We start from the raw sequence: 25,547 nt of genomic DNA on the forward strand, positions 1-25,547 counted from the left end.
TCAGGTCCAGGCGAAATTCAGTATGCAGCACATCTATACATGACTTTTTCCATATCCCATTTATAGGTAGAGTTTGGCGGCCATAGCGGCAGGGCAACTCCTGTACCCATCCCGAACACAGAAGATAAGCCTGTCCACGTTCCTTACTGTACTGAAGTGTGCGAGCCTTCGGGAACTCTGGATCGCTGCCAAACTCACCCTATACTACTTTAACTCTATTCTGAAATTGTTTTTTTGAAATGTTTTTTTGAATTGATTTTTTGAATTGATTTTTTAAATTGATTTTTTGATATTGATTTTTTAAATTGATTTTTTGAATTGATTTTTTAATATTGATTTTTTGAAATGTTTTTACTATGTCACCGGTATCTGTTGAGCTGTACTTATCGATAAAATCAGGCCACTGCTTTAAATTATTATTTTTTAATCCCGGCTCTTCGTTTTCCAATAAGAAAGTTGCGCACCTGTCAGCATCTTAAAGAAGGCTGGTGTTGTAGAAGAAATCAGATTAATTTATGCAGGGTACTTATAATAAGCAGTTTTATAGGAAGAAGTGTAAAACCCATGAAATCTTAATTCTATGGGATATAAACGTCAACGTCCTTTGCATTATTTTTGATGTGTGTTGCCTTCGCATGTACCCTCGTTTAATATTATATTAAATTAAGGGATGTGAAAACCAAGCAACTTTTTCCAAGAGTTTACCATCAGGCTCTATAGGTCTTGAATAAATCCACTTTACCAAGTTCGTATTCATGTAAAGCCAAAACTGACGAATGGACAGAACTCAGTAGGGATGGTATAGCCCGAATTAACGCTCATGGAGATGCCGATAGTTTTCTATGAAGTGAGAAGCCGCTAAGTCTTTAGCTTAGGGGTAGTTCACATGATTTACTCTCCCCTCAGCTCCAGTCCTGCCTTAATTCCTTTTATGACTGTATTTGTGATTTTTTTCCCGAACTCCGTACTTGAGCCTGCATAGGGGATTTCCTGTTTTTTCTCATTTTCTGAGCTAGAATCTGGGCTCGTTTCATAGGCAACAATTACAGCATCCGTATTAGTACCCAAAAAGGTGTATCCTTTTTCAATAAGTGCAAGCCCTTTAGCTTCGGTGGCTGTGATAATCGCTCCCAGGAGGGCTGTCTCGGATAGTCTTATCTTTGAGATTAGAATTATGTTTATGGTTCCTATTTTTGCCCTGAATTCCGAGCCGTTGCTTACGCCAGCGGTTATGAAAGCGGTCAGATAGTCGTCTTCAATTACCTGGAGGTATTTCATTTTGACAGCTGTCAGGAGGCCGAAATTGGCTGCTTCAATTCCATTTATTAGGGCTTCTTCTTTTACGAACTCCTCCGGGTTAGGAGGGTTGAAGGTTCTTGGAACCTGTTTGTTGAAAAGATAGTTTACCCGCGCACGTCCGCCGTTTAAGCCCGTGCTCACGGCTTCAAAATCACCTTCAATGACAATAGTATTATCTTTTACATAGTATCGCATATAGTGATCACGTTTTTTCCAGGGGATAATATGCTTATGGTTCCTATCATGATAATGCTTATTAATTAAATAAAGGACGGCATGTCTGACTTTTCCTCAAAGTTTTTAAATACAACCGAATGCAAACGATTTTTTATTATATGGGGAGTATAAAACTTAAAATATTAATTTATTCCTGATCATTGAAGGTTAGGTATTTTATCGCTTAAAAGAGGGAGACTAAGGGGATAATGACAGCTAAAGTGGATCAATTTCCAGCAATAAACTCGAATCCTGTGTTCAGCGTGGCAAAGGATGGAGTAATTCTTTACTCAAATAAGGCAGGAGAACCCTTGTTGCATGAGTGGGGTGTGAGAGTAGGAGAAAAAGTGCCTCAACATATTGAAATTTTTGTTCAAAGGGCAATATCCCGGGAAGGGATTGAAAAAATAGAAGTTAAAATGGGCGAAAGAGTATACTTTGTTGTTTTTCAGCCCTTGCCCGAACAGGAATGTGTAAACATTTATACATTTGGCATAAGTGACCGTAAAGAACTTGAGGGAAAACTTCGGGAGAGTGATACTCAAGAAAAGGCGAATCTGGAGCTTGCCAACATTATTGATGCTAAAGCAGTCCAGTCTCTCATGAATGATCTTTATAGGCTTGCTCATATCCCTATGGCCCTACTTGATCTTAACGACAATATTCTGGTAAGTGTTGGATGGCAGGAAATTTGTTCCAAATTCCACAGAGTTAATCCTGAAGCCTGCAAGCACTGCTTAGAAAGCGACATAAATCTGTCTACTGGTGTTACTCCGGGAGAATATAAACTGTACAAGTGCAAGAACAATATGTGGAACGTAGTAACACCAATTATTGTGGAAGGACAGCATATAGGCAATATCTTCTCAGGACAGTTCTTTTTTGATAATGAACCTTTAGACCGCGAACTTTTTCGATTTCAAGCTCTAAAATACGGTTTCAATGAGGAAGAATATTTAGCGGTGCTTGAAAAAGTACCTCGGCTGAGCAGAGAAGCTGTGGATACAAGCATGGCCTTCTTTATGACCTTTGCTAATATGATCTCACAGCTAAGCTACAGCAATATCAAACTATCTCAATCTCTGGCGGAACGTGATGCTGTGGTGGATGCATTGCGGGAAAGTGAGAAACGTGAGCGGGATCGCTCAGATGAACTAGCAGTATTACTTGATGCTGTTCCGATCTCCGTTTATATAGCACATGACCCTCAGTCACTTCAAATAACTGGTAACCGACTCTCCTATGAATGGCTCCGAATTCCTGTGGGTACAAACTTGTCCAAATCCGCTCCAGAAGGAGAAAAACCAGAGATTTTTAAGTTATTCAAGGATGGAGTGGAGATCCCGTCTGAAAAAATGCCGTCGCAGATGTCGGCTGCAGGTATAGAGATAAACGACTGTGAGCTGGATATTGTATCTGCTGACGGTAAGGTACGACATGTATTGGGCAACGCCAGACCCTTGCGTGACGAGCAGGGAAACCTGCGGGGGTCAATTTCTGCATTCATAGATATTACCGAGCGTAAAAAAATGGAAAAAGCTCTCAGATTATCAAACATTTACAATCGCAGTCTTATTGAAGCCAGTTTAGATCCTTTAATAACTATTGGGCGTAATGGTAAGATCACGGATTTAAATGGTGCTACAGAACAGGTTACTGGATATTCCAGAAATGATTTAATTGGGACTGATTTTTCAGACTACTTTACTGAGCCTGAGAAAGCCCTTGCGGGCTATCAGCAGGTATTCATGCATGGTGAGATTCGGGATTATCCTCTTGAAATCCAGCATAAAGATGGACATATAACTCCTGTCTTGTACAATGCTTCAGTTTATAGCGACGAGAATGACGAGGTTATTGGGGTCTTTGCTGCTGCACGTGATATCGCTGCTGTTAAAAAGGCAGAGGAAAAAATTCAGATACTTGCGAATGCTGTGGAGTCATCTAATGATGCAATTATAACCAAGTCTCTTGATGGGATTATCATCAGTTGGAATAATGGGGCAGAGAAAATTTATGGATATCTGTCTGAAGAAGTCCTGGGAAAAAATATATCCACACTTGAACCAGACAATACTAAAGGAGAAATAAAGAATTTAATTGAGAAGATTAAACAGGGAGAAAGGGTTCAGCACTATGAAACGTTACGGATGAAAAAGGATGGAACAATAATAAATGTTTCAGTTACTCTTTCTCCGGTTTTTGACGCGTCTGGAAAGCTTGTGGCTATCTCTACTATCGCCAGAGATATTACTGAAAATAAAAAGGCAGAAGAAGCTATTAGATTATCAAACATTTACAATCGCAGTCTTATTGAAGCCAGTTTAGATCCTTTAGTAACTATTGGGCGTAATGGTAAGATCACGGATTTAAATGGTGCTACAGAACAGGTCACTGGATATTCCAGAAATGATTTAATTGGGACTGATTTTTCAGACTACTTTACTGAGCCTGAGAAAGCCCTTGCGGGCTATCAGCAGGTATTCATGCATGGTGAGATTCGGGATTATCCTCTTGAAATCCAGCATAAAGATGGACATATAACTCCTGTCTTGTACAATGCTTCAGTTTATAGCGACGAGAATGGTGAAGTTATTGGGGTCTTTGCTGCTGCACGTGATATCGCTGAGTGCAAGCGAGTTGAGGGGGCACTACTGGAGAGCGAATCGTGTTTGAGGCTGGCCCAGGTTTCTGCAGGTGCAGGTATATGGGACTGGAATATGTCTACAGAAAAGCTTGAGTGGTCTGAAGAACTATTTCGTCTCTTTGGTTTAGATCCCGGGAAATCTGATGCCAGCTTTGAAGTCTGGAGAAGTGTGCTTCATCCTGACGACAGGCTGATTGCGGAAAGGCGGATTGAAACCGCAATTATCAACCATATTCCGCTCGCGAGCGAGTATAGGATCGTGCTCCCATCGGGTGATGTGCGATGGATCAATGCCCTGGGGAATACGACCTACGGCAGTGAAGGTAAGCCACAACGCATATCAGGCATCTGCATCGACATCACCGAACGCAAAAAAGCAGAAGAAGCTCTAAAAAAGACACATGACAATTTAGAACAACTAGTTGAAGAACGAACAATCGAGCTTGAGAAGGCTTATAAATCTTTGAAAGAAAGTGAAATCGGTCTCGCTGAAGCTCAAAGAATGGCTCATATTGGAAACTGGGAATGGGATACTGCGGCTGGTAAAGTATATTGGTCTGAGGAAATGTATCGTATTTTCAGATGTGACTCTCAAAAATTAGCACCGCCTTATAACGAATTTTTAAATTATGTACATCCAGACGATCGAGACTATGTGGATAGCGCCCTTAAGAAAGCTGTGAAAGGAAAAACTCATAGTATTGAATATAGAATTGTCTTGGCTAATGGGGAAGAGCGTGCGGTCCATATGCAATCTGAAGTTACTTTTGATCCGAATAATCGCCCCATCCGTACGAAAGGAATAATTCAGGATATTACAGAGCGTAAAAAAGCAGAAGAAGCAATGGCAAATATTGAGACTGCCCGTAAAAAGGAAATTCACCACAGGATAAAAAATAACCTGCAGGTAATCTCTTCCCTTCTTGACCTTCAGGCTGATAAGTTCGAGAATCCGAAAGTTATTGAGGCTTTCAGGGAAAGCCAGAACCGGGTTATATCTATGGCTCTCATCCACGAAGAGCTTTATAAAGGAGAAGGAAAAGATACACTGGACTTTTCTACGTACATCAGGGAGTTAGCTGAAAACCTTCTCCAGACTTACAGCCTTAGCAGTAAAAATATCTGCCTGTGCATGGATATGGAAGAAAATATATTTCTTAATATGGATACTGGTGTCCCTTTAGGAATAATTGTCAATGAGCTTGTTTCCAATTCCCTCAAACATGCATTTCCTGGCAAAGACAGGGGAAAAATTCGAATTAAATTACGTAGAGAAAAATATGGAAAGCACAAAAAGGAAGACGATAAGACTACCAGTTTTATTCTGACTGTTTCAGACAATGGTATAGGCATTCCTGAAAATCTCAATATTGAACATATTGATAGTCTTGGCATACAGCTGATAAACGCCCTCGTAGATCAGCTAAATGGCGAACTGGAACTTAAAAGGAACGATGGGACTGAATTTACTATGAAGTTTACAGTAACTGAAAAATATAATCAGGCTCAAGTTGGATTAAAATCACGAGAAAATGGATAAAAAAAATCTGGATGCGAGAGGTGCGATTCGAACGCACGAACTCCTACAAGACTAGGCTCTGAACCTAGCGCCTTTGACCTGGCTGGGCAACTCTCGCACGATGTAGCTTGTGTTACAGCAGCAGATAGTAGCGCTCTTTGTTTTTATACTTTTTCCTTGAAATCCATTTCGGGATATGAAAATCCAGGTTACTTTTCTAATATTTCTGCTTTTGTAATGCAAGAAGACAATAATGTTTTCCTTTCAGATATGGGATTTTAAATGTAAAGGTAGAAATTGATGAAATTTTATCTCATCAATTTCAGGATAAGGGCTTTCTGGGCATGCAGGCGGTTTTCTGCTTCTTCGAAGACTACGGAGTTCGGGCCGTCCATGACCTCATCCGTAATCTCCAGGCCTCGTCTGGCGGGCAGGCAGTGCATGACTATTACATCCGGCTTTGCAACTCCAAGGAGTTCGGTATTGACCTGGAACCTGGTAAAGTCCCTCAGGCGCTTTTCCTGTTCGGCTTCGTCGCCCATGGAGACCCAGACATCAGTATAGATAATGTCTGCGTCCTTTGCGGCAACTTTTGGATCATCTGTGATTGTGAACTTGCCCCCAAGAGCTTTTGCCTGTTCAAGGAACTCGGCTTTGGGCTCATAGCCTTTCGGGCAAGCAACGACAAACTCCATTCCCACAATAGCCGAGCCAAGTAAGGCCGAGTTGCAGACGTTGTTCCCGTCTCCTACCCAGACGAATTTCAGACCTTCGAACTTTTTCTTAAACTCCATGATGGTCATGAAGTCACCCAGGATCTGACAGGGATGTTCCCTATCTGAGAGGGCGTTGATCACGGGTATGGTTGAATATTTTGCAAGCTTCTCCACAGTATCATGGCTCATAACCCTGGCCATGATTCCGTGCAGGTAACCGGAAAGGGTCCTTGCAGTGTCCTCAATGGTCTCGCCTCTTCCTACCTGGATGTCTCTGGAGTTCAGGTAAAGGGCATGTCCCCCGAAATCGCTCATTGCAACCTCAAAGGAAACTCTGGTCCTTGTGGAGGATTTTTCAAAAATCATTCCGAGACTTTTATGCTTCAGGTACTCGGTATATTCTCCTGCCTTACGCTTTGCTTTCAGGTCCGCGGCCGATTCAAGGAGTTCGTAGATCTCCTCCCGGGACAGGTCAGTTATTGAAAGTACATCTCTTTTCATCGTCTCAAACCCCGATTTCTTCTGGCTGAATTTGAACTTTTATACTACTGCAAAGTACTTATTACACACAGTATTTATGCGCGGTACTTCTGCATAACTTTTGAAACAGTCAGTCTCTAAGTTCTTTCATATGGTCAATTCTTTTCTGGATAAGATTGACAGTGCCTATATCTTTTCGGAAGAAAAGTTTACCTCGAATATTTTCAAGAGCTTTCTGGGCGATTTTCTCTGCAGCCTCTATTGTTTCTGCACACCCGACGACAACAACAGCGCGGGAGCCGGTAGTGTAAATTTTCCCCTCTTTTTCATACACGCTTGCATAGTAGACTGAAGCCTCTCCTATATCTCCTACAACTACTTCGCTGTCTTTTACCGGGTTCTCCGGGTAGCCTGCCGGGACTGCGTACTTACAGACCGTTGCTTTCCTGTTAAACTTTACAGGCAGGTTTTCGAGGGTTCCTTTTACTACAGCAGACATAATTTCTATAAAATCAGTCTCTATAAGAGGGATAACATTCATAGCTTCAGGGTCTCCGAACCGCGCATTGAACTCCACGACTTTTGGGCCGCTGGCAGTCAGAATAAATTGTCCATAAAGAATGCCTTGGTATCCTGTCCCCGTTTCTTCATACAGCGCGGTTACGGTATGCTGCATAATCTGTTTTGCCTTCTCAAGGTCTTCGGAAAGCATGAAAGGGAGGATTTCTCCCGCGTCGGTGTATGAGCCCATGCCGCCCGTATTCGGGCCAAGGTCCCCTTCATAAGCTCTCTTATGGTCCTGCACTGCAGGGAAAAAAGCAAGGTTTTTTCCGTCCACAAAAGCCTGGAGAGTAAATTCTTCTCCTATGAAACGTTCCTCAATAACTACGGACCCTTTTTTCAGAAGCTCGCTTGTATATTCTTTGGCAGCTTTGAGGTCAGGAAGCTGGTCGCCCATTACCTTTACACCTTTCCCGCCTGTAAGCCCGGAGGGCTTGACTGCAACATCGCCCAGTTTTTCAATGAATGCATTTGCAGGAGCTTCTTCCGTGAAAACTTTATAGGCAGGGCAGCCTTCGATTCCGTATTTCTTCATGAAATTCCTTGCCCATGCCTTATCAAACTCAATAACTGCACAGGCTTTTTTAGGGCCTACAACAGGGATCCCGGCTTCCCAGAGGGCATCTGCAACTCCTACTGCAAGCGGAGCTTCAGGACCCACAAAAACCATATCAATGTTCTTGGCTTTTGCATATTCAACAATTTTTTCAATCTCGGTTTCTTTTTCAAGCAGGAAATCCTCGCAGAGGGCGGCAATTCCGGGGTTTTTCTTTGCCATTACCGCATAAAGGATGGGGTTATGCTTGCTTTTCTTAATTCCTTCGGCAATTGCGTGCTCCCTTCCGCCGCCGCCGATAAGCAAAATCTTCATTTTCATTCTCCTTGTTCAAAAAAAATTATTTTTTAACCTGAAATTTGTTCTTGATATTTGACGAAAAATATGTTGAAGAAAGGGCGATGGACACTGAGGCTCGCAAGACCTTTCATTCGATTTTGAACGTATTTTATTTTTATAAATGATCTTTTTTACCAATAACACAATAAAGGATTCCCTAATTCTCTATTTCTTCTGATAAATATCTTCTCATTGTTAAGCTTCGCCTTCCGAGCTTCGCTTCCCGAGTTTCGCTTCGGGAGCACGAGGTCCTTTTCGCTGCGCTCAAGAGGACTTATTTATGGACACTGATACTGAACTTCGCTTAAGAGATCTTATTTATGGACACTGGTACTGAACTTCGTTTAAGAGATCTTATTTATGGACACTGATACTGAACTTCGTTTAAGAGATCTTATTTATGGACACTGATACTGAACTTCGTTTAAGAGATCTTATTTATGGACACTGATACTGAACTTCGCTTAAGAGATCTTATTTATGGACACTGATACTGAACTTCGTTTAAGAGGACGAATTAAATAATATCTCTGACATGTATAACAGTAATTTAGCATACAGGGTCGTTCATTATAAGGTTCAGGAAAGTGCTCAAGCACTTTCCTTACTTTAAGAGATCACTCGCACTTACCAGGGGTACAAGTTCGGCATCTACTTCTTTGAGTTTTTCCTTTGCTCCTTCTTCCCTGTCCACTACGGTGATTACGTATTTTACACGGGCTCCGGTTTCCCTGACCACCTCAATCGCGTCCCTAACCGAGCCTCCGCTGGTTGTTACGTCTTCGAGCATTACAAGCTTGTCTTCCGGTTTAAGCTCGCCTACGAACCTGCTTTTTGTGCCGTAGTCCTTGACGGATTTCCTTACTATAAGCAGGGGAAGCTCAGTTTCCAGAGAAACTGCGGTTGCGAGAGGTACTCCTCCGAGTTCTACACCTGCAACCGTGTCTACATCCATTTCCCTTACCTTGAGGGCTGCCTGCCTGGCAATAATTTTCAGGGTTTTAGGGTCGGTGCTGGCTTTCTTGATATCGATGTAGTACTTGCTTTTCTTTCCCGAGGCAAGCGTGAAGTCCCCGTAGCGGACAGCTCCGCAGGCTTTGAGGGCTGCGATCAGTTCCTGTTTTTGTGTTTTGAATTCGTTTTCTGTTTCTGGTTTTGATTGACTCATTATCTCACCGGTGTTTGCAGCCTTATTAGCGCTATGAATATTTTTTCAGGTTTTTCCTGTAGTTTTTTCTGAAGTGTTGTAGAAGGGTTTTTCCTAAGAATTTTCACCAGGGTTCTTTCTTTACGCCTATAATGTATCCGATTATGTTTGTTGTAAGATGGAGCAGAGGCGTCATTATGAGGACGGTAAGAATGATTCCGGTGGTGAAATTACTCACGAACCATTCCGGGGCTGCAAGGTATGTGAATACCCAGGCTCCCACAACAAAGTCAAGCTGGTCTACAAGAGGCAGGGACGCTCCCCTTTTCAGGCCCATTCTGCGCTTGAAAAAGCTCTTGAACATATCTCCGAACAGGGCGCCGGAGGCAAGGGCGAGGACAACTTTCAAAGCGCTCGCGTAATCCGGGCCAAAGGCGGGCATTTCAATTCCCATAATCTCAAAACCCTTCATACTCAGCCAGATCTCAATGCATCCTGCAAGAAACCCGCAAAATATGCCTGAAAAGAGTCCTCTATAGGTCTTTCCGTCTCCAAGAATCCTTTTCCCGTCCTTATAAGTCCTTCCTCCGTCAATAGGCTTTCCGCCCCCGAAGACAGCTGCAAAGGGATTGGGAAGGTATGCAGGAATCATCAGCCAGAATGCTTTGATTATCAGCTCTATCGTAGTATCAACTCTCTAATAACTCTCTTATTTCCGGTCCATTCTTTCCTGAGGCAGAAGTTAACTCTTTTCCACATCCTTTTTATTTTTTTGTATGACTTGCTTGCAGAGTGAGCCATAAAATTATTTTCCGCTCTCTTCTCCCTGTATTTTTCAACTTTTTTTAGGTACTTTTAAATAATGGGCTTAAGTAACTATTATCCCTATTTAATTGTATTTATTTTATGAAGTTATATTTTTTATTCATATTTTCAAGGTTTTTTATGAAAAAGTTAAGCGATGTTCTCACAGTCCGCAGCACCATGTTTGCTACTATCTCAGTGCTGGTGCTGCTTGCTGCTCTGTTAGCGATGGGACTTTTAACCCCTTTTATCTTGAGGGTCAGTACAGGAGAAGAAATCCTTCTCGATGCTGCCTATTTTAACCTGCGTGCAGCTCTGCCAACCCTTGCCCTTGTAATGCTGCTGACTCTGTGTCTTCTGATCGGGAGTGCCGGGAAAAAGGAAGCTCTTCTGGTGTTTGGGCTTGGAATTTCAGGTTCCGCACTTTCGGTTGCGTTTTCACCGTTTTCAAGTCTGCCTGTTAATATCTCGTTTCCGCTCCTTTCAGCTGCTCTCTTTGCGGTTATTTACAGGTTGCTTTCTTCGAAGGAAAAGACTCTGAAAGGGACTCTCAGGAGGGCGGGTTCTCATATTATCCACCTGGGGGCAGTCCTGCTCCTCGTTGGCATTGTGTTCAGCACTAACATGAATCTTGAAGATTCTGCTGTGGTTCCTCTGGGAGAATTGGGCACTTTCAAGTCGATGGGTTATAGCGTTCATGTTACAAACATCACATCGGGAATTGAAGGGACTCCTTATGGGGGCTATTCTGGCTCGGCTTACGTAAGTACCGTATATTTTGACGTTTACAGGTGGGGCCAACTTTTTGACCGCGGGCAGGTTAGATACATAAGTGACTTCAAATGGGAACAGGCCTACACTGAAACTTATATCCACAGGGGGCTTCTGGAAGAGCTTTTCATTGCTCCCAAATCTGTGGATACAAAATCCCAGACAGTGGAACTTTATGTCCGGAAGGTGCCTTTTATGACTGCTCTCTGGGGTGGGTTTTATCTGATGGTGCTGGGCGTCCTGATGATCTTCCTCTCGGATTCCCTCAAGGGAGAAAAAGGTACTCCTGGAGATGGTCTTCCTGGAAACCGTTTTTATGAAAGAAATTCTCAGGTAAATGAAAGTAAAAATGATAATAGAAAGAAGCGAGTTAGTAAAAAAAACGTATGAGACAGGTGCGTAGATGGTGATCGTATGAATTATGGAATGGGGCTCGTTTGGATAGCGGGAGCTTCCGGACTACTTGCTTTTTTAACTTCCCTGTTTTACTTCTTCAGACAGGACAGGAAATTTATGGTCCTTTCAGAAAAACTGGAACTTGCAGGAGGATTGGGATTAGTACTTGCGATAGTCCTGCTCTCCTACCACCTACTTGGGGTGGACACGGAATACAGTTATGTCTTTCAGCACTCCAGCGCTGACCTTGCCTGGCATTACAGGTTTTCGGCGCTCTGGGCAGGACAGGAAGGGTCATTTTTGATCTGGACAGGTTTTATCTTCATAATGCTTGCAATAACGCGTTTTACGGGCACCGGTAAAATTCTCCGGGAGACAGAGCTCTTTGCCTTTATGAGATCGGTTTCACTCTTTGTAGCCTCCGTATTCCTGTTACTTCTGGCGTTGAAAAACCCTTTCTCAATGTATTATATAACAGGCGCAGGAATACCTGAAGCTACAAATTGGAACCTATTTGTGGAACCTTTCGTTGTTTCTTACGGGCAGGGTATGAATCCTCTGCTCAGGAACTTCTGGATGGCTATACACCCCCCTTTTCTGTTCCTCGGTTATGCAGCCTTCACCCTTCCTTTCGCTGCTGCAATTTCAGGCCTTGTCCTCAAGGACAGCAGGTGGTCCGAGCTTGCAACAGGCTGGATGCGAGTCTCCTGGTTCTTCCTTACGCTTGGAATTGGATTCGGAGCATTCTGGGCATATGAAGTGCTTGGTTGGGGTGCCTGGTACTGGACATGGGACCCTGTAGAAACTTCTTCCCTGATTCCCTGGCTTACGGCAACAGCTTATCTTCATGCGAAGTTCAGGTTCCGTCAGGGAGAGTACGGTTTCATGCTCCCCATGCTTGCACTTGTCTCTTTTATCCTGGTCATTTTCTCGACCTTTGTTACAAGAAGCGGGTTGTGGGTATCTGTGCATTCCTGGCAGGACTTCACAACAGAAGGGATGATTATTGCTGCTTTCCTGTTTATTCTTACAGGTTCAAGCACAGTTCTCCTTGCCAGGAAGTATTTTAGCGAGGAATAAATTAGCTTAGCGAGGTAAATTAGCTTGGCGAGGAATAAATTAGCTTAGCGAGGAATAAATTAGCTTAGCGAGGTAAATTAGCTTGGCGAGGAATAAATTAGCTTAGCGGGGAATAAATTAGCTTAGCGAGGAATAAGTTTCGCTAAAATAGAGGGTGTGGAAAAGCATATTTAACGAACAAAATAAGCTCTGAGGAGTAAGTTGGGGAAGAAGAGTTACATGAAATTTCAGCTTTCTCCAGTTTTTTACTATTTTTTAGTTTTTTTCTCCAATTTTTCTATTTTTTCCATTTTTGCCCCGATTGGATACTTTCAGGAGATCTCTCAGAAGTCGGGAAGTATGCTGCAGATTTATCTGGTTCTTCGTGATAATTATTTGATCTGCGCTAAAGTGAGAATATAAACATTTCTAAATTATCCTTGACGTTTTATTGTCCGGATATCTTCCTTTAATTTCTTTGATCTGTACAATTATAATATTTTTGTTGTGATTCCCTCAGGTTTTTATCTGGATAATAGGATTATTATGCCTCTGATGTTTGATTATTTTTTTACACATGCTAATGTCAGGTGTGGTTGAAAGTTTTTCAATTCCCTTTTAATATATACAACTTTAAATAGTATGAGTACATTATTAATTGTTGGAGATGAATAACCTTCTAATTATATACGTATACAGGTTTAATTGCTGAACCTATACGTCTCTTCCCATCAATTTCATAAAACGGTTCTCTGGTAGTCGGTTATGGAAATATGTTACGTTTGTTTTTGATAACCGATTGTTGGGTTTAAAATGTAAACAATCCGCTAGATTGTGAAAAAACGCTTTTTATTGAATTTAATGTTTTAAAACGAGATAGGTCACCATATAAATATATACGTGGTGTAATACTTTGGAAGTTGTTGTCAGCGTTAATGGCGGTTATGAAAGCTACCTTTCAAGATTTGAATATAATTACCGTGGATATTCTTTAGCTGACAGATTAAATTATAAAAATTGGAATATGAAGGGGTTATCATGAAAGACTATGAAGTAAAAGTGCTGGACGAAAATGACCACATTTTTATTGAAACGTTAAGGAACCTCGGGATGTCAAGAAATGTTGCCACAACTATGGCATATCTTATGAATGTTGACGAAGCTTCATCCCGTGAAATTGAAATCAGTACCGGACTAAGGCAGCCTGAAGTCAGTCTTGCAATGAGATTGATGCGGAATCAGTCCTGGGTCAATGTACGTTCGGAAAAGAAACCCGGTAAAGGGCGCCCGATTAAAATTTATTCTCTCGCAGCTCCTGTTGATGAGATCATAAGCTATTATGAAGATAAAATCTATAAGGAATCTCAGGCAACGATCTCAGCAATTAAAAAACTGAAGGTTATGAGCAAAAAGGTGCCTCTAACTCCCTCTAAGTAAAGGGTCTAAAAAGGGTTAGCTCCATAATGGCTGATTGTCCTTCCTGGAACTCACCATTATGGAAATCAAATCCTTCCATAGTTTATTCATTTAATTTTATATCTTCCAGGTTCTTTTCCCCTTTTTGTTCTTCTTTGGTTTTCTCTTTTCACTTTCCAGGTTTTCCTTTCTGATCTCTTTTTCCTTTCTGATTTTCTTTTCCTTTCTGGTTTCCTTTTCCTTTCTGATCTCTTTTTCCTTTCTGATTTTCTTTTCCTTTCTGGTTTCCTTTTCCTTTCTGATTTCCTTTTCCTTTCTGATTTCCTTTTCCTTTCTGGTTTCCTTTTCCTTTCTGATTCCTTTCAACGTTTTTCTGGAACTTCAGGCATACTCGGGGATTTGGTGCGTGACTCCTCTTCAGCCTCTTTGCTGATTTTTTCCCCCTTTACTCCTTTGCCCTGTCTTTTGTTCAAACCGTCCGGTCGTTTAAAATGTATATGAACAAGTAAATCTGAATTAGAATATCCTTTTAAGTCTGAATTAGAATATCCCTTTAAGTCTGAATTAGAATATCCCTTTAAGTCTGAATTAGAATATCCCTTTAAATCTGAATTAGAACAGCCCTGATAGTCTGAATCAGAATATCCTTTTAAATCTGAATTAGAACAGCCCTGATAGTCTGAATCAGAATATCCTTTTAAATCTGAATTAGAACAGCCCTGAAAGTCTGGGTGAGAATCGCCCTGGATAAGAAGTGCACTGATTATTGAAAAATGCCAGAATAGAAAAGTAACCTTCAGAATCTTTCAATAAGGGGAAAATGAGTTGCAATAAAGAAGTACCCTGCCCTTTGAGGGCAGGTCAGCCACCTGTAACAACTTTAAGAATTGTTAGTCTGTCGGAATTTATAGTCCCATCAAGGGGAACTGCATTCCCTCCGTTTAATACAAGTACTGTTTCCTGATTTATGTCCAGCGTATCAAGCAGGTCTTCGTAGGTAGCGCTCTCAGCTACTTCTACGGTCTGTTCGGAAATCTCTCCAGCTTGAATTGTTATATACACCTTTTTACTCACTCTAATGGTCCACCGCCGCTTACCTGAATTTCGTCTACGATTCCCTTTATTAACTTCTGCTCCAGTTCATATTCTTTTCTGACACCTTTTCGTTCTGCATTTCTTTTCTGGAACTTTCCTGTCATGTTCAAATCTCCTTTACGATATTTCAGGTTTGCAACATAGTGGGTATAATCCCTTCAGACATACTCTATTGTCTTCTCGAGATTTATATCCAATAATTATAATGATTTTTTGTTTTAATTAACTTTGTGGTTAACAATCCTTTGGTTAACATTCTCCAATTTTCAGTTGTCATAACGGCAGTGTACTTTAGTTTCTGAAAAAATGTAGGTGTTAACATTGACTCTGATATCGTTTGAATGATTGACATTATAAGTTTCATATCTCTATTTTAAAATAAAATTTGAGTATATTTGGTCCGAATCTAATTATCATCTGAAAAGATCAGCATTTATGTGAACCCTTCTAAATAATACAATCTGTATGACAATAATTGGAGGTTTGAAGGGGCAAAACTTATAAAGGGCGCATTAATCAAGAAAAAAGTTAAATAATACACAAAAAAGAGGCAGAAAAATCAATTAAAAAAGTTATACACCAGCCGGGATTCGAACCCGGGTTCGAGCGTTGGCAACGCCCGGTGATGACCGCTACACTACTGATGTTCTTTGTTGACGTCCCTTGTTTTTATGGTGCCCAGACCCGGATTCGAACCGGGGACAACTGCCTCTTCAGGGCAGCGCTCTCCCACTGAGCTACCTGGGCAGGTAGATATGGCAGTTGTCAATTAACTTTAATTAACTGCCAGATTAGTGTTTTTAGTGGGCCCGCTGAGATTCGAACTCAGGACCTCCGCCATGTCAAGGCGACGTCATAACCGTCTAGACCACGAGCCCTCTAAGATGTGTGTGTTGTTTTTACCCCTTATTACAAAGAGTATGTTTGAAATAAGGTATTAAAAAAGTTATACACCAGCCGGGATTCGAACCCGGGTTCGAGCGTTGGCAACGCCCGGTGATGACCGCTACACTACTGATGTTCTTTGTTAATGTCCTCTGTTTTTATGGTGCCCAGACCCGGATTCGAACCGGGGACAACTGCCTCTTCAGGGCAGCGCTCTCCCACTGAGCTACCTGGGCAGGTAGACCTTATTTACTAATGAATTGCTCTTTAAGATTAGATCTTTAAAAGAGATGTATTGCTTTTTAGTTTTTTCCTTTCAGGAAATATCTCCTGAAAACTTTGATTGCCTTTTAGTGGGCCCGCTGAGATTCGAACTCAGGACCTCCGCCATGTCAAGGCGACGTCATAACCGTCTAGACCACGAGCCCTCTAAGATGTGTATCGCTTCTGTTTCCCGCACCGAAGTGCAACACCATAGTACGCATCATCATTTATATAAGTTTTGGGTGGTTCGGGCTTTTTCAATTCGAATCAGCCCTTGGAAATTTAATAATTTTACAGATTTTGTAAAAATTTTTATTTCTAGTTCCAGTTTACCGGTTATTAATTGTAGAGTGTCTGTTTTTCATCCCGAACATCTCAATATATTCTTTTTTCTTCCTCGATTTCTTGTTTTCACACAGTTTCCATAAGTTTTACGATATTGGCTCTGGAAAACCTGCTTTCTAAAATAGAATGAACACGCCTCTAAAATAGAATGAATACAATATTTCCGCCGAGAGTAATATGAACGGAGCATCGGATAACACAGAAAAATGTCGGACAATCCCCGAGATCCAGGCAAAAATAGATGCTGGAGAGGCAGTGGTCCTTACAGCTGAGGAAATCAGCTCAAGGGTCAGGGCAGGGGAGGAAATCAGGCTCGAAGATATTGATGTCGTAACTACCGCAACCCGCGGTATTATGAGCGGAACCTATGCAGTTCTCTCTTTCAAAGTTTCCGAACCCGATTCTTTTGTAAAAGCTTCTAAAGTCCTGCTGAACGGAGTACCGGCAGTCGTTGGTCCCTGCCCTAACGAAAGGCTTGGAGTCCTGGACATCATCGTACTCGGGACAGCTCACAGTGAAACAGATCCTCGCTACGGAGGCGGGCACCTTTTCAGGGATATGGTTGAAGGAAAGGACATTACTGTGGACATAACTACAAGTGGAGGAGACCTTTTTTCAGTGGAGATCAGCCTTTCCGGAATCCCCTTTGCGCGGCTTTATGCGACAAGGCACGCCTTCAAAAACTATCGGGCATTCGTAAACCCGGGAAAAGAAGCCATTAAAACCATTTTCCATGCCCTGCCCTTCGAAGGCGAGTTCAGCGAAATGACCTTCTGCGGCTGCGGCAAGTTAAACCCTATTCAAAATGATCCCAAACTCGAGACAATAGGAATCGGGACAAGGGTACTGATAAATGGGGCTGAAGGGTTCGTAACTGGCCAGGGTACTCGCAGTGCTCCAGACAATCCCAACCTTACGGGTTTTGCTGACCTTCATGACATGACTCCTGAATATATGGGAGGGTTTGTAACTTCCGCAGGTCCAGAAATCATCAACACATGGGCTGTTCCCATTCCTGTTCTTTCTCAGAGTATGCTGGAAAATATCCTTAAGCCGGACAACCAGATCCCGCTCAAGCTGGTAGATCTTGCAGGCAGGATCCCTCTTTGCGAGATCACCTACGGGGATGTCTGGGATAACACAGACCTGAATGTAATATACGAACCCGAAAAATGCATTGACTGCAAGGTCTGCTGCGTGGCTGAGGCATGTCCTATGGGTGCAGTAAGCAAAGGAAAAAACGGAGCTGTATATGACCCCGAACTTTGCTTTAACTGCGGGCTCTGCATTTCAAGGTGCAGAGGAGAAGCCTTCAGTGCAAATCTTGGTACTGTCAGCTGTACAACCGGAGGCTGCCTCAGAGATATCAAAGTAACCCTGCGCCAGTCGGACCGCGCCCGGGCGGTAAAAGCCGCGCAGGAACTTAAAGAACAGGTCCTTTCGGGAACATTCAGGCTCAGGGAACCGGTGGAGAAAATAAGCTGGAGAGAATAAAGCTTAGTTGAATAAGGCTTAAGAAAATTAAGCAAAGTCAGCTATTAAAAGTGGTGAGAAGATGCGGTTAAAATAATATTTATCGGGATTTCCGCCTCCTGAAATGTCATGCTCGACAAAGAAGGGCGGTCTTGCAAAAAAGAAACAAATCGAAAATAAACGCCAATGAAAGTGTTCTCTTGATCCTGGGGGTATTTCCTTCAATATTTGTATCTCTTTATTGTGGGGTTGGTTTTTAGGTCGCATTTTATCTGGCTGATGGGGTGGTCCCAGGCCTGTGCAGCGCAGGGAAAGACTAACTAAAAGTTCCTTCTCGAGCTCTGGGATAGATCAATCAGTTAATGAAGGACCACCAAAACCTTTCTTTTAAAATTTTCTTTAAAGTTATTCTGCGCCCAGCGCTTCTTTGAAGCGTTTTGTGACTTCTTCTGGGCTCAGGGGGATGTTGGGAGCTACTGTGTTTCCGGGCTTCAGGATAACATGGATAAAGGAAGTCTGCCTGGCATTAAGGGAATCTTTGTACGCGTATATGAGGTCCTCTTCCGTGTTGACCTTATGAGTGTTCTGGATCCCGCAGGAGTTTGCCAGGATTTCCAGGTCAATGTAGCGCAGCGCACAGGTCTCCTGAGAGCCTGTAGAGCCGTAGGCGCCGTTGTCAAGGGCTACGATGATCAGGTTTTTCGGGGCTTCCTTTCCTATTTCCAGGAGGGCATTAGGGTTCATGAGGAGGCTTCCGTCCCCGTCAAAGACCACAACCTTCCGGTCCGTGCGCAGAGCAAGACCGAGCCCGATGGAGGAGACAAGCCCCATGGACCCGAACATGTAAAAGTTAAGGTCCCGGTCTCTGGCAGCGTAGAGTTCCTTGCAGGGGACTCCGAGATTTGTTACGGTGATTTCTCCGCCCAGTTCGGCTGCCACAGCGGCGATCGCATCGTTCCGGATTATCCGGGGTTCTAGAACTTTCTGTGTCAGGCGGAATTTGCAGATCTTTTCTTTCTTCGGCAGCTCCGGAGACTTCAGGGTTTCCCAGGCACAGCAGTCCGAAGCTTCCCACACTTTAGGAGAGACCAGAGCTATGTGAGGCCTGGAATTTTCAAAGGCGTCTCCGATCACATTTTCAAAGAGGGGAAGCTTTTCAGCATCATCAATTATCGTGTATTTGAGCCCTGCACCTTCCAGGATTGCGGGTAGGTGGACTCCCAGAGGGACCTGTGCTTCTATGGCTTCTTTGTAAACACCGCGCCAGCTTGCCAGGATAGGCAGGGGGATTTTACATGTTACATTCAGGGACTCAAGAGCATTGATCATATTTCCGAGCCCTGTGCTCTGAATAAGCATCATGGGTTTTCCACCTGCAAGGTAGGCCCCGGCACAGATTCCAACCCCGCTTTCTTCTCTGGTCAATTTGATCTCGGGAAAGTTTTCCGAAACCAGGGGAAGCAGGTTTTTGATCCTGTCACAGGGAAGTGTTGCAGCAAGGTCAATACCTGTTTTTTTCATGATTGCTATTACCTCTTCTTCCGGGTTTACCACGTATACACCTCTTACCGCGCATATATATTGAGCTTATTTTTCATTTTCTTGAGCTTATTTTCATTTTTTTGAGTTTATTTTCGCTTTTTTGAGCTTATTTTCACTTTTTTGAGCTTATTTTCGCTTTTTTCTTACAGGTTTTCAGAACTTTGATAAAAGCCCGGAGGGACTCAGATCTTTAGATTTTCAGAGCTTCAGATCTTCAAGTGGAACATCCGAGTCCCGAACAGTAACTTTAGGTTCAATCTGGAAAAGTGTAATGTCTTCCTTCAGCCGCTTGAAACCTCCGCCTGCAATATTCAGGAGAATGGTATCGTCTTTTCCGACATTTCCGGCTTCTACGGCTTTTAACAGGGAGGCAGCCGCAACTGCAGACGGGGGCAGGATATCTATTCCTTCAAGGGTCTCAAAAAGCTTTTTTGCTTCAAGGGCTTCCTCTTTGGTAACTGCATACATTATTCCGTCCGTCTCGACAAGTGCGTCATAGAGCCCGCCTGTTACGGAATAGGGCGGTGCCCGGTTGGTAAGCACAGTTGCGTAGGTATCTTCGATCTGCTTCTTTGCATCTTTCATGTCAATTTCGGGAATGATTTCTCTTCTGCCCGCCTGCCATGCATTATACATGGGAACGAAGGGGAGGTTCTGGGCAAGCTGGAGCTTTGGAAGCCCGGAGCCGAAACGCCCGTCAGCCCTGAGGCGCAACGCAGCTTCCCAGGCTGAGATCCCTCCTGTGCCGCTTCCGACACCCTGGAAGTAGTGGTCAGGCATCTTTCCTATGGTTACAGCTGCGTCCAGCATTACAGTGCCCATTCCTTCCCTCCTGGCAACATTCCTGGCTCCCCCTTCTGGGACCATGCCCGGAAGTTTTGCAATTCTTCCTGCAAGGTTGATAGCATCGGTGTAATCGTTGCCCGGCATCATGCTGATAAGGTGAATGGAATCAGTCGGTTCTTCAGGCAGCCAGAGTTTTGGAATGCCCGAATCAGGAACTACTATATAAACATCTATTCCTGTAAGAGCCGATGTGTGTGCAAATGCCCTCCCCGTATTCCCTGCAGAGGCAAGGACAATGGCTTTTCCCCTGGATTCCTTGAGAAGCTGCATAGTAGGATGGGCTTCGAGTTCTTTGAAACTGCAGGTCTTGGTAAAAGCCCCTTTCTCGGGCCAGTATCCGCTGAACCCTATGTAAAGGTTCGAAAGCCCCAGTTCCCGCGCAAGAGCTTCGCTTTTATACGTGATGGGCCCTGCTTCGGTAGTTAACTCCTCCTGAACCGGAAGCCAGGAATGAAATCTTCCTATTCCAGGCTGGTCTCTGAGCTCAAGCCTTTTTTCAAAATATTCCGCCCGCAAAAGGGAGTCGTCATTCTCACAGGTTAGCCTGTATTCCTGACCGTATTCTCTTCCGCATTTCAGACATTTTAATATGAATCTTCCCATTGCTATCAAAGAAAATTGGGTTTCTTTTGCTAAATATATGTTCCTGAAACCATAACTTAATGACCTTTATGTATTATTTATTAGTATGTTTTGTCTTATTGGGTTAATTGCTTGCAATGAATGGAAGACCGTTGAAATGAAATTAAGTTAAGAATAGAACGCTGAGAATGAATAACAGAAGCAGGAGCGGGCTATAAATTATGCAGAGAAGCCGATGAAAGCATTCAGAGAAACAATCAAGAAAACATTTAAAAGTTTAAGATTAAACTTTTTAGCTATCATTGAAAACTAAAGTATTGGAGTATCTTTAGCTTGTTCCATATTTTACGGATCCTTTTTACGAATCCTCATAAAAAATGTCTAAAGTGCTTTTAGCGTGCTCAATATTCTTCCTTTTACCGTCGGGATAAACAAGGGTAAGCACATCTGGCTGCATTCCTAACTCTCTTGAGTCATGGAGGTAATCTTCATCTTTTTGTCTGGAAATATCATTTACATGAATCAAAGCACTGTTTATCCCTATTCTCTGGATCTCTATGTTGTCAAAATCAAAAAAGATCTCCTCTATTTTAGGCTCAAGATGCTTACTCCCGAACAGGAACATGTAAACCTGGGCGAAGGGACTGAGATTATATTGTATCTGGACATCAGCATCCATCTTATTAAATTCGATCACCATGCTGTCAATATGGATATATTTCCCTTCCCTGAACTGCTCCGTATTAACTCCTGGCGATACTTTTGCAGCCATTAAAGCAGCCGAGATGATCAGGGCGATTGTAATTATAGCTTTTATTTTCATGTGTCTAACGCTGTATAGGTATTCTTTTCTAATATATTTATTTCCTGAAAAGATTTGCTCCCTTAAGGAAAAAGTCCGGTTGATCTTCCGTATGTCCAGTTAAGCTTTTCATCTGAATGTATAATTTCCAATAATCATCCCCTCCAATGATCATCCCATTCAATAATCCGTCCTTTTATTTTTGCATCTTTTTTGTTTTTCCAGATATGGTCTTATCCTAAAATTATCCTAAAATCTTTTTTTCTATCTCTTCGGCACAACCCTGTTTTTTTTTTCTTTTCTATCCCATTTCTGCAATAATATTAAATAGTGCAAGAATGAAGCTATTCCATCCTTCAGACTTCAGACTACTGAAATACATAGTGAGGCCAAAAAAATGAGCAAAAATATTAATTTCGTCTGCCCTAAATGCGGGAACACCACTTATGATCTCGGCGAGATCCGCACAACCGGCGGCTTCATCAGCAAAGTCCTCGATGTCCAGAACAAAAAATTCACCCACGTCACCTGTAAGCGCTGCAAATACACCGAATTATATCAGGCCGACAGCAGCATGCTCGGGAACATTTTCGATCTTTTCACATAATAGAAGCATAAGCGAATCGGGAATTTTCAGCGCCCGAGTCCCGTCTCGGGAGGACGGTGTCCTTTTCGCTGCGCTCAAGAGGACTGAATTACTTATAAATTGACCCATACAACCATATTCGCCACATCGGGCCGTTCTTGTCACGCTCGACGCAGGAGAGCGGCTTTTGAATAAAAAGTCTTCAAAAAGTGGTTTATGTTAATATTTTACTTTCCCAATAATAATGATTTTTCCAGCTCATCTTCCCTATGCTAAGGAATGGTAAAAATATAACTTCTAAATTTCAGTTTGGGAATTGAACTCTAGTTCCATTTCCCCCAATAAACATTCTTGGCAACAAAACCCTTGATATTATATCTGTATTGTTCCTAAATCGATTCTTTCTGTCAAATTTCGTTTTCTTCAAATAAATGGGTGTGCTTTGTTAATTCTCATAGGTTACTGAGTTCTAAACGGGTGAAGTGAATCTAAAAACTGTTATTTTTTTGTGGGGCTGGATAATTCCGATTGCAGAAGCTATATTTCATAGCGCTTTGAGCCTTTTCCGCGTGAGGCTGATTTCTTCCCTGAGCTTTTCATTCCCAGGGTCTTTTTTGCTCAGTTTTTTCAGGATTTCAAGCGCTTTTTCGAAGTTTTCTTTTGCCTCTGCTTTTTGCCCTTTTTCTGAAAAGAGAGTTCCAAGGTTGTTGAGGGTCATTGCTTTGTCTGAGAGGTATTCCGGGTTTTTCGGGAAATTTTTGAGGAGGGGAGCGTAGGTTTTGAGGGCTTCTTCGTATTTTTCTTTTGCTTCTTCGGGCTGACCCATTGTGAAAAGCAGTTCTCCGAGGTTGTTCTGGGTGTTTCCGGCGTACATCCTATAGAATTCGTTTTCGGGGTGGAAATCGAGTTGTTTCCGGGAGATTTCGAGGCCAATTTCATAGCACTGCCGGGAAGAGGAGAAGTTGCCTGCTCTCTGGAATATGTTTCCGAGGTTTCCGAGGTTGTTGAGGTTCATGTGGAGGGTATCAATGTATAGTTTGTTTGCCGGTTCTTCTGAGAGGAGTTTTACGCAGGTTTTTAAGGAGAAGGTGTAGGTCTCCTTTGCTTCTTCAAGCCTGCCAAGGGACTGAAGTAGCTGCCCTCTTACTTTTAAGGTATGGAACAGGATAGCTTCGTCTTTTGCTTCATGTGCGGCTTTTTCGGCTTTTCTGAGGGATTCAAGGGCTTCATCGGGCTTGCCTTTCTGCATCAGGTCCAGGGTTTCGTTGAAGCTTTTTACTGCATCTTCTCTTAATTTCTCGGGAGTTTCGGGCATGGTAAAAAAACGGGGTTGTAATGTTTTATAGCTTATGCTTTTTCTTTTCCTGCCCTGCCTTTTCTTTTCCTGCCTTTTTCTTCCAACTCCTTTATCTATTATTAAAAGCTTAATTATAGATGCTCAGTGTCCCATATCTTTCTTTAACTCACGCTTTTTGAGTATTTGCTGCTTATCAGTATCAAATGAAGAATATTTCGGATAGGGGGAACCAGCCTGGAAAGAGGATCAGAGCAGAAAAAAGAGGACGAATTTCAGGGGAAGGGTAGAAGTAAAACTCCCAAAAGCAAGTACGAAAATATGTACCGGATACTCGTGGGTATCTTCCTTGCAGCTGTCTTTTTCTACACCCTTTACATAGGCCAGCTTCTCTGGGGTATCGTTATCGACATCCTGATCCTGAGGCTTTATTTCCTCATGAAGCAGGAACACCGTTATTTCGTTGAGTGTGACCTCAATGAAGAGGAAGCCGGAACCCCTCACGACCCAACGATGAAGCGGAAGGTCCGGCTGGCAAACATCCTGCTCACTTTATTTGCGCTTGGGATTGTCGTCTACGCATATTTTACTTTGCAGTTTATCTGGGGGATTGTAGTTGGGCTGATGATCCTTCTCTATGTTCACATGCTGTTGTTTTCTGAGAAAAACCTGTAATAAACCTGTAATAAACCTGTAATAAACCTGTAATAAACCTGTAATAAACCTGTAATAAACCTGTAATAAACCTGTAATAAACCTGTAATAAACCTGTAATATAATTTAACCTTCAAAGCCCTTCCAGCCTTTCCTTTGTAAGGGTGATGGCTTCTTTGATTTTTTCGTTTTCAGGCTGCTGAGTTAACAGGTTTTCCTGCATTTCGAGGGCTTTTTCCAGGGTCTGTTTTGCAGTTCCGCTTTCTTCGGGTCCCTGCTGTTTGAGGCAACTTCCTAATTGGCTGAGCGCGACTGAAAGTTCTGCCTGATAACCAAGGTTGTCAGGTTTCTCTTTAAATAGCTTTTCGTAGGTTTCGACTGCTTCTTTAAGGATTTCACGGGCTATATCCAGGGAACCGGATTCTGTGAGGAGGGAGCCGTAGTTATTCAGGTTTTCTCCGGCATAAGAGCGGAAAACGACATTTTCCGGGTTTTTTGTGATGAGGTCCGAATATATCTTGCGGGCGAGGGCATAGGATTCGGCAGCCTTGTCCTTTTCTCCTTTCTTCTTGAGGAGGTTTCCCGTATTGCTAAGGGTTGTGCCCATGTAATGCTGGTAATCGGCATTTTCAGGGTTTGCTTCCAGGAGTTCGGAACCTACTTCAAGGGCTCTTTCATAGGTTTCAAGGGCCTGGTCATACTCTTTTGCCGAGTAGAGGATTCCTCCGCGAGTAAAAAGAATATAGTAAAGAGCATCTGTGGATTTCGCCTGCCTTGCAGACTTTTCGGCTTTATCCAGTGTTTCGAGGGCTTTATCCAGTTTGCCTTTCTTGATCTGGGTTACAGCACTGTGAATCTGCTTCAGGAGGAGAAGATTTTTTACCTTGCTTCTGGACATAAGAGAAAAGTCACCTTTGTTTTTTTAAATAGCTGTCGATATCGGTTTACAGACACTGAATGAATTCTTAGCACAAAGTTCCTGTGAGGAAGATATTTAACTATATATAGGAGATGTAGCATAGGTATGTAAAAAATATCTTAAATATCTCGTGATTAATTCAGTAATTGATTTTCTGATCAAGTTTTCGACTCAAATATCCAGCCAGCAAATAGTATATAATAAAAGGTTTCTATATACTGTATATGTGGTGGCAGGTTAATTTTATATACAGCAAGTTTATTTAATTAGCCAAAGCATGGATGGGGTTACAATAACTTAAGGAGTCTGTTATTGTGGCAGCCATTTTTTCCAT

General features: G+C 42.5%; 22 protein-coding genes, 7 tRNA genes and 1 rRNA gene. 9 read left to right on the plus strand and 21 right to left on the minus strand.

The window, feature by feature from the left end:
* Nucleotides 1-72: 72 nt before the first annotated feature.
* A 5S ribosomal RNA gene (rrf, locus tag MSWHS_RS05835) occupies nt 73-194 on the plus strand.
* A gap of 5 nt (nt 195-199) precedes the next feature.
* Here rrf and MSWHS_RS05840 read toward each other — a convergent pair.
* Together MSWHS_RS05840 and cbiZ are read right to left on the minus strand one after the other, a co-directional pair.
* Nucleotides 200-448: a hypothetical protein gene (locus tag MSWHS_RS05840; protein WP_048126777.1), complete on the minus strand. Its 249-nt coding sequence runs from the start codon at nt 446-448 to the stop codon at nt 200-202.
* Between the two features lie 443 nt (nt 449-891).
* Entirely contained in the window at nt 892-1,494 is a 603-nt protein-coding gene (gene cbiZ / locus MSWHS_RS05845; RefSeq protein ID WP_048126780.1) for an adenosylcobinamide amidohydrolase, read from the minus strand.
* 230 nt (nt 1,495-1,724) lie between these two features.
* On the opposite strand from cbiZ, the gene MSWHS_RS19025 reads away from it, so the two are divergent.
* A complete protein-coding gene (locus MSWHS_RS19025; RefSeq protein ID WP_048158854.1) occupies nt 1,725-5,702 on the plus strand; it encodes a PAS domain S-box protein in 3,978 nt (1,325 codons plus the stop codon).
* Nucleotides 5,703-5,714: 12 nt separating this feature from the next.
* Here MSWHS_RS19025 and MSWHS_RS05855 read toward each other — a convergent pair.
* The 5 genes from MSWHS_RS05855 to MSWHS_RS05875 form a co-directional block, all read right to left on the minus strand.
* Nucleotides 5,715-5,799: transfer RNA gene (locus MSWHS_RS05855), tRNA-Leu, on the minus strand.
* A 190-nt stretch (nt 5,800-5,989) separates the two neighbouring features.
* Nucleotides 5,990-6,898 carry an ornithine carbamoyltransferase gene (gene argF / locus MSWHS_RS05860; protein WP_048126785.1) on the minus strand — a complete coding sequence of 303 codons (909 nt, stop codon included), beginning with the start codon at nt 6,896-6,898 and terminating at the stop codon, nt 5,990-5,992.
* Nucleotides 6,899-7,007: 109 nt separating this feature from the next.
* Nucleotides 7,008-8,309, minus strand: a complete 1,302-nt coding sequence (gene purD / locus MSWHS_RS05865; RefSeq protein ID WP_048158855.1) for a phosphoribosylamine--glycine ligase — start codon at nt 8,307-8,309, stop codon at nt 7,008-7,010.
* Nucleotides 8,310-8,937: 628 nt separating this feature from the next.
* On the minus strand, nt 8,938-9,501 hold the full coding sequence (pyrE, locus tag MSWHS_RS05870) for an orotate phosphoribosyltransferase (RefSeq protein ID WP_048126789.1): 564 nt from the start codon (nt 9,499-9,501) through the stop codon (nt 8,938-8,940).
* A 103-nt stretch (nt 9,502-9,604) separates the two neighbouring features.
* Nucleotides 9,605-10,132, minus strand: coding sequence for a CDP-2,3-bis-(O-geranylgeranyl)-sn-glycerol synthase (locus MSWHS_RS05875; RefSeq protein WP_048158856.1), 528 nt, complete (start codon nt 10,130-10,132; stop codon nt 9,605-9,607).
* Nucleotides 10,133-10,425: 293 nt separating this feature from the next.
* Here MSWHS_RS05875 and MSWHS_RS05880 point away from each other — a divergent pair, with 293 nt between their 5' ends.
* From MSWHS_RS05880 to MSWHS_RS05895, 4 genes are all read left to right on the plus strand, one after another.
* Nucleotides 10,426-11,445, plus strand: a complete 1,020-nt coding sequence (locus MSWHS_RS05880) for a cytochrome c-type biogenesis CcmF C-terminal domain-containing protein (RefSeq protein WP_231585602.1) — start codon at nt 10,426-10,428, stop codon at nt 11,443-11,445.
* A gap of 24 nt (nt 11,446-11,469) precedes the next feature.
* Entirely contained in the window at nt 11,470-12,531 is a 1,062-nt protein-coding gene (gene ccsA, locus MSWHS_RS05885; protein WP_048126793.1) for a cytochrome c biogenesis protein CcsA, read from the plus strand.
* Between the two features lie 892 nt (nt 12,532-13,423).
* Nucleotides 13,424-13,552 (plus strand): hypothetical protein, encoded by a 129-nt coding sequence (locus MSWHS_RS21920; RefSeq protein WP_255350487.1) that lies wholly within the window; start codon nt 13,424-13,426, stop codon nt 13,550-13,552.
* Complete coding sequence (locus MSWHS_RS05895; RefSeq protein WP_048126797.1) at nt 13,549-13,947, plus strand: transcriptional regulator protein; 399 nt, start codon at nt 13,549-13,551, stop codon at nt 13,945-13,947. The genes MSWHS_RS21920 and MSWHS_RS05895 overlap by 4 nt, the downstream gene beginning before the upstream one ends.
* 96 nt (nt 13,948-14,043) lie before the next feature.
* Here MSWHS_RS05895 and MSWHS_RS05900 read toward each other — a convergent pair whose 3' ends face one another.
* From MSWHS_RS05900 to MSWHS_RS05935, 9 genes are all read right to left on the minus strand, one after another.
* On the minus strand, nt 14,044-14,292 hold the full coding sequence (locus tag MSWHS_RS05900; protein WP_048126799.1) for a hypothetical protein: 249 nt from the start codon (nt 14,290-14,292) through the stop codon (nt 14,044-14,046).
* Between the two features lie 495 nt (nt 14,293-14,787).
* Complete coding sequence (locus tag MSWHS_RS05905; RefSeq protein WP_048126801.1) at nt 14,788-15,000, minus strand: MoaD/ThiS family protein; 213 nt, start codon at nt 14,998-15,000, stop codon at nt 14,788-14,790.
* Nucleotides 14,997-15,125, minus strand: a complete 129-nt coding sequence (locus MSWHS_RS21925; protein WP_255350488.1) for a hypothetical protein — start codon at nt 15,123-15,125, stop codon at nt 14,997-14,999. Before MSWHS_RS21925 ends, MSWHS_RS05905 begins: the two co-directional genes overlap by 4 nt.
* A gap of 471 nt (nt 15,126-15,596) precedes the next feature.
* Nucleotides 15,597-15,668, minus strand: a tRNA-Gly gene (locus MSWHS_RS05910).
* A gap of 25 nt (nt 15,669-15,693) precedes the next feature.
* Nucleotides 15,694-15,768 (minus strand) — tRNA-Phe (locus MSWHS_RS05915).
* A gap of 57 nt (nt 15,769-15,825) precedes the next feature.
* Nucleotides 15,826-15,899 (minus strand) — tRNA-Val (locus MSWHS_RS05920).
* A gap of 71 nt (nt 15,900-15,970) precedes the next feature.
* Nucleotides 15,971-16,042: transfer RNA gene (locus MSWHS_RS05925), tRNA-Gly, on the minus strand.
* 25 nt (nt 16,043-16,067) lie between these two features.
* Nucleotides 16,068-16,142: transfer RNA gene (locus MSWHS_RS05930), tRNA-Phe, on the minus strand.
* Between the two features lie 118 nt (nt 16,143-16,260).
* A tRNA-Val gene (locus MSWHS_RS05935) sits at nt 16,261-16,334 on the minus strand.
* 358 nt (nt 16,335-16,692) lie between these two features.
* On the opposite strand from MSWHS_RS05935, the gene MSWHS_RS05940 reads away from it, so the two are divergent.
* On the plus strand, nt 16,693-18,009 hold the full coding sequence (locus MSWHS_RS05940) for a methanogenesis marker 16 metalloprotein (protein ID WP_048126803.1): 1,317 nt from the start codon (nt 16,693-16,695) through the stop codon (nt 18,007-18,009).
* A 384-nt stretch (nt 18,010-18,393) separates the two neighbouring features.
* Here the strand turns inward: MSWHS_RS05940 and comE are convergent, their stop codons facing one another.
* The 3 genes from comE to MSWHS_RS05955 all read right to left on the minus strand — a co-directional run bounded on the left by comE (nt 18,394) and on the right by MSWHS_RS05955 (nt 21,781).
* A complete protein-coding gene (gene comE, locus MSWHS_RS05945) occupies nt 18,394-19,542 on the minus strand; it encodes a sulfopyruvate decarboxylase subunit beta (RefSeq protein ID WP_197074028.1) in 1,149 nt (382 codons plus the stop codon).
* A 186-nt stretch (nt 19,543-19,728) separates the two neighbouring features.
* Entirely contained in the window at nt 19,729-20,979 is a 1,251-nt protein-coding gene (locus tag MSWHS_RS05950; RefSeq protein ID WP_048130251.1) for a cysteate synthase, read from the minus strand.
* Nucleotides 20,980-21,316: 337 nt separating this feature from the next.
* Nucleotides 21,317-21,781, minus strand: coding sequence for a hypothetical protein (locus tag MSWHS_RS05955; protein WP_048126805.1), 465 nt, complete (start codon nt 21,779-21,781; stop codon nt 21,317-21,319).
* A 376-nt stretch (nt 21,782-22,157) separates the two neighbouring features.
* Here MSWHS_RS05955 and MSWHS_RS19030 point away from each other — a divergent pair, with 376 nt between their 5' ends.
* A complete protein-coding gene (locus MSWHS_RS19030; protein ID WP_082088038.1) occupies nt 22,158-22,367 on the plus strand; it encodes a zinc ribbon domain-containing protein in 210 nt (69 codons plus the stop codon).
* A 523-nt stretch (nt 22,368-22,890) separates the two neighbouring features.
* Here MSWHS_RS19030 and MSWHS_RS05965 read toward each other — a convergent pair.
* Nucleotides 22,891-23,661 carry a tetratricopeptide repeat protein gene (locus tag MSWHS_RS05965; protein ID WP_048126809.1) on the minus strand — a complete coding sequence of 257 codons (771 nt, stop codon included), beginning with the start codon at nt 23,659-23,661 and terminating at the stop codon, nt 22,891-22,893.
* Between the two features lie 300 nt (nt 23,662-23,961).
* Here MSWHS_RS05965 and MSWHS_RS05970 point away from each other — a divergent pair, with 300 nt between their 5' ends.
* Nucleotides 23,962-24,315: a hypothetical protein gene (locus MSWHS_RS05970; protein ID WP_231585603.1), complete on the plus strand. Its 354-nt coding sequence runs from the start codon at nt 23,962-23,964 to the stop codon at nt 24,313-24,315.
* Between the two features lie 112 nt (nt 24,316-24,427).
* On the opposite strand, the gene MSWHS_RS05975 is transcribed toward MSWHS_RS05970, so the two are convergent.
* Nucleotides 24,428-25,192, minus strand: a complete 765-nt coding sequence (locus MSWHS_RS05975; protein ID WP_048126812.1) for a tetratricopeptide repeat protein — start codon at nt 25,190-25,192, stop codon at nt 24,428-24,430.
* Nucleotides 25,193-25,547: the final 355 nt, after the last annotated feature.

The sequence above is a fragment of the Methanosarcina sp. WWM596 genome (genome assembly GCF_000969965.1).
Taxonomy (GTDB): domain Archaea; phylum Halobacteriota; class Methanosarcinia; order Methanosarcinales; family Methanosarcinaceae; genus Methanosarcina.

Excerpts from the sequence above, each read along its gene's own strand:
- MSWHS_RS21925 (WP_255350488.1), bottom strand. The coding sequence starts at position 15,125 with ATGACAGGAAAGTTCCAGAAAAGAAATGCAGAACGAAAAGGTGTCAGA.
- MSWHS_RS19030 (WP_082088038.1), top strand. The coding sequence starts at position 22,158 with ATGAGCAAAAATATTAATTTCGTCTGCCCTAAATGCGGGAACACCACT.
- ccsA (WP_048126793.1), top strand. The coding sequence starts at position 11,470 with ATGAATTATGGAATGGGGCTCGTTTGGATAGCGGGAGCTTCCGGACTA.
- MSWHS_RS05875 (WP_048158856.1), bottom strand. The coding sequence starts at position 10,132 with ATGATTCCTGCATACCTTCCCAATCCCTTTGCAGCTGTCTTCGGGGGC.
- cbiZ (WP_048126780.1), bottom strand. The coding sequence starts at position 1,494 with ATGCGATACTATGTAAAAGATAATACTATTGTCATTGAAGGTGATTTT.
- MSWHS_RS05975 (WP_048126812.1), bottom strand. The coding sequence starts at position 25,192 with ATGTCCAGAAGCAAGGTAAAAAATCTTCTCCTCCTGAAGCAGATTCAC.
- MSWHS_RS05880 (WP_231585602.1), top strand. The coding sequence starts at position 10,426 with ATGAAAAAGTTAAGCGATGTTCTCACAGTCCGCAGCACCATGTTTGCT.
- MSWHS_RS05895 (WP_048126797.1), top strand. The coding sequence starts at position 13,549 with ATGAAAGACTATGAAGTAAAAGTGCTGGACGAAAATGACCACATTTTT.
- MSWHS_RS05940 (WP_048126803.1), top strand. The coding sequence starts at position 16,693 with ATGAACGGAGCATCGGATAACACAGAAAAATGTCGGACAATCCCCGAG.
- MSWHS_RS05950 (WP_048130251.1), bottom strand. The coding sequence starts at position 20,979 with ATGGGAAGATTCATATTAAAATGTCTGAAATGCGGAAGAGAATACGGT.
- purD (WP_048158855.1), bottom strand. The coding sequence starts at position 8,309 with ATGAAGATTTTGCTTATCGGCGGCGGCGGAAGGGAGCACGCAATTGCC.
- pyrE (WP_048126789.1), bottom strand. The coding sequence starts at position 9,501 with ATGAGTCAATCAAAACCAGAAACAGAAAACGAATTCAAAACACAAAAA.
- MSWHS_RS05965 (WP_048126809.1), bottom strand. The coding sequence starts at position 23,661 with ATGCCCGAAACTCCCGAGAAATTAAGAGAAGATGCAGTAAAAAGCTTC.
- argF (WP_048126785.1), bottom strand. The coding sequence starts at position 6,898 with ATGAAAAGAGATGTACTTTCAATAACTGACCTGTCCCGGGAGGAGATC.
- MSWHS_RS05970 (WP_231585603.1), top strand. The coding sequence starts at position 23,962 with ATGTACCGGATACTCGTGGGTATCTTCCTTGCAGCTGTCTTTTTCTAC.
- MSWHS_RS19025 (WP_048158854.1), top strand. The coding sequence starts at position 1,725 with ATGACAGCTAAAGTGGATCAATTTCCAGCAATAAACTCGAATCCTGTG.
- MSWHS_RS05955 (WP_048126805.1), bottom strand. The coding sequence starts at position 21,781 with ATGAAAATAAAAGCTATAATTACAATCGCCCTGATCATCTCGGCTGCT.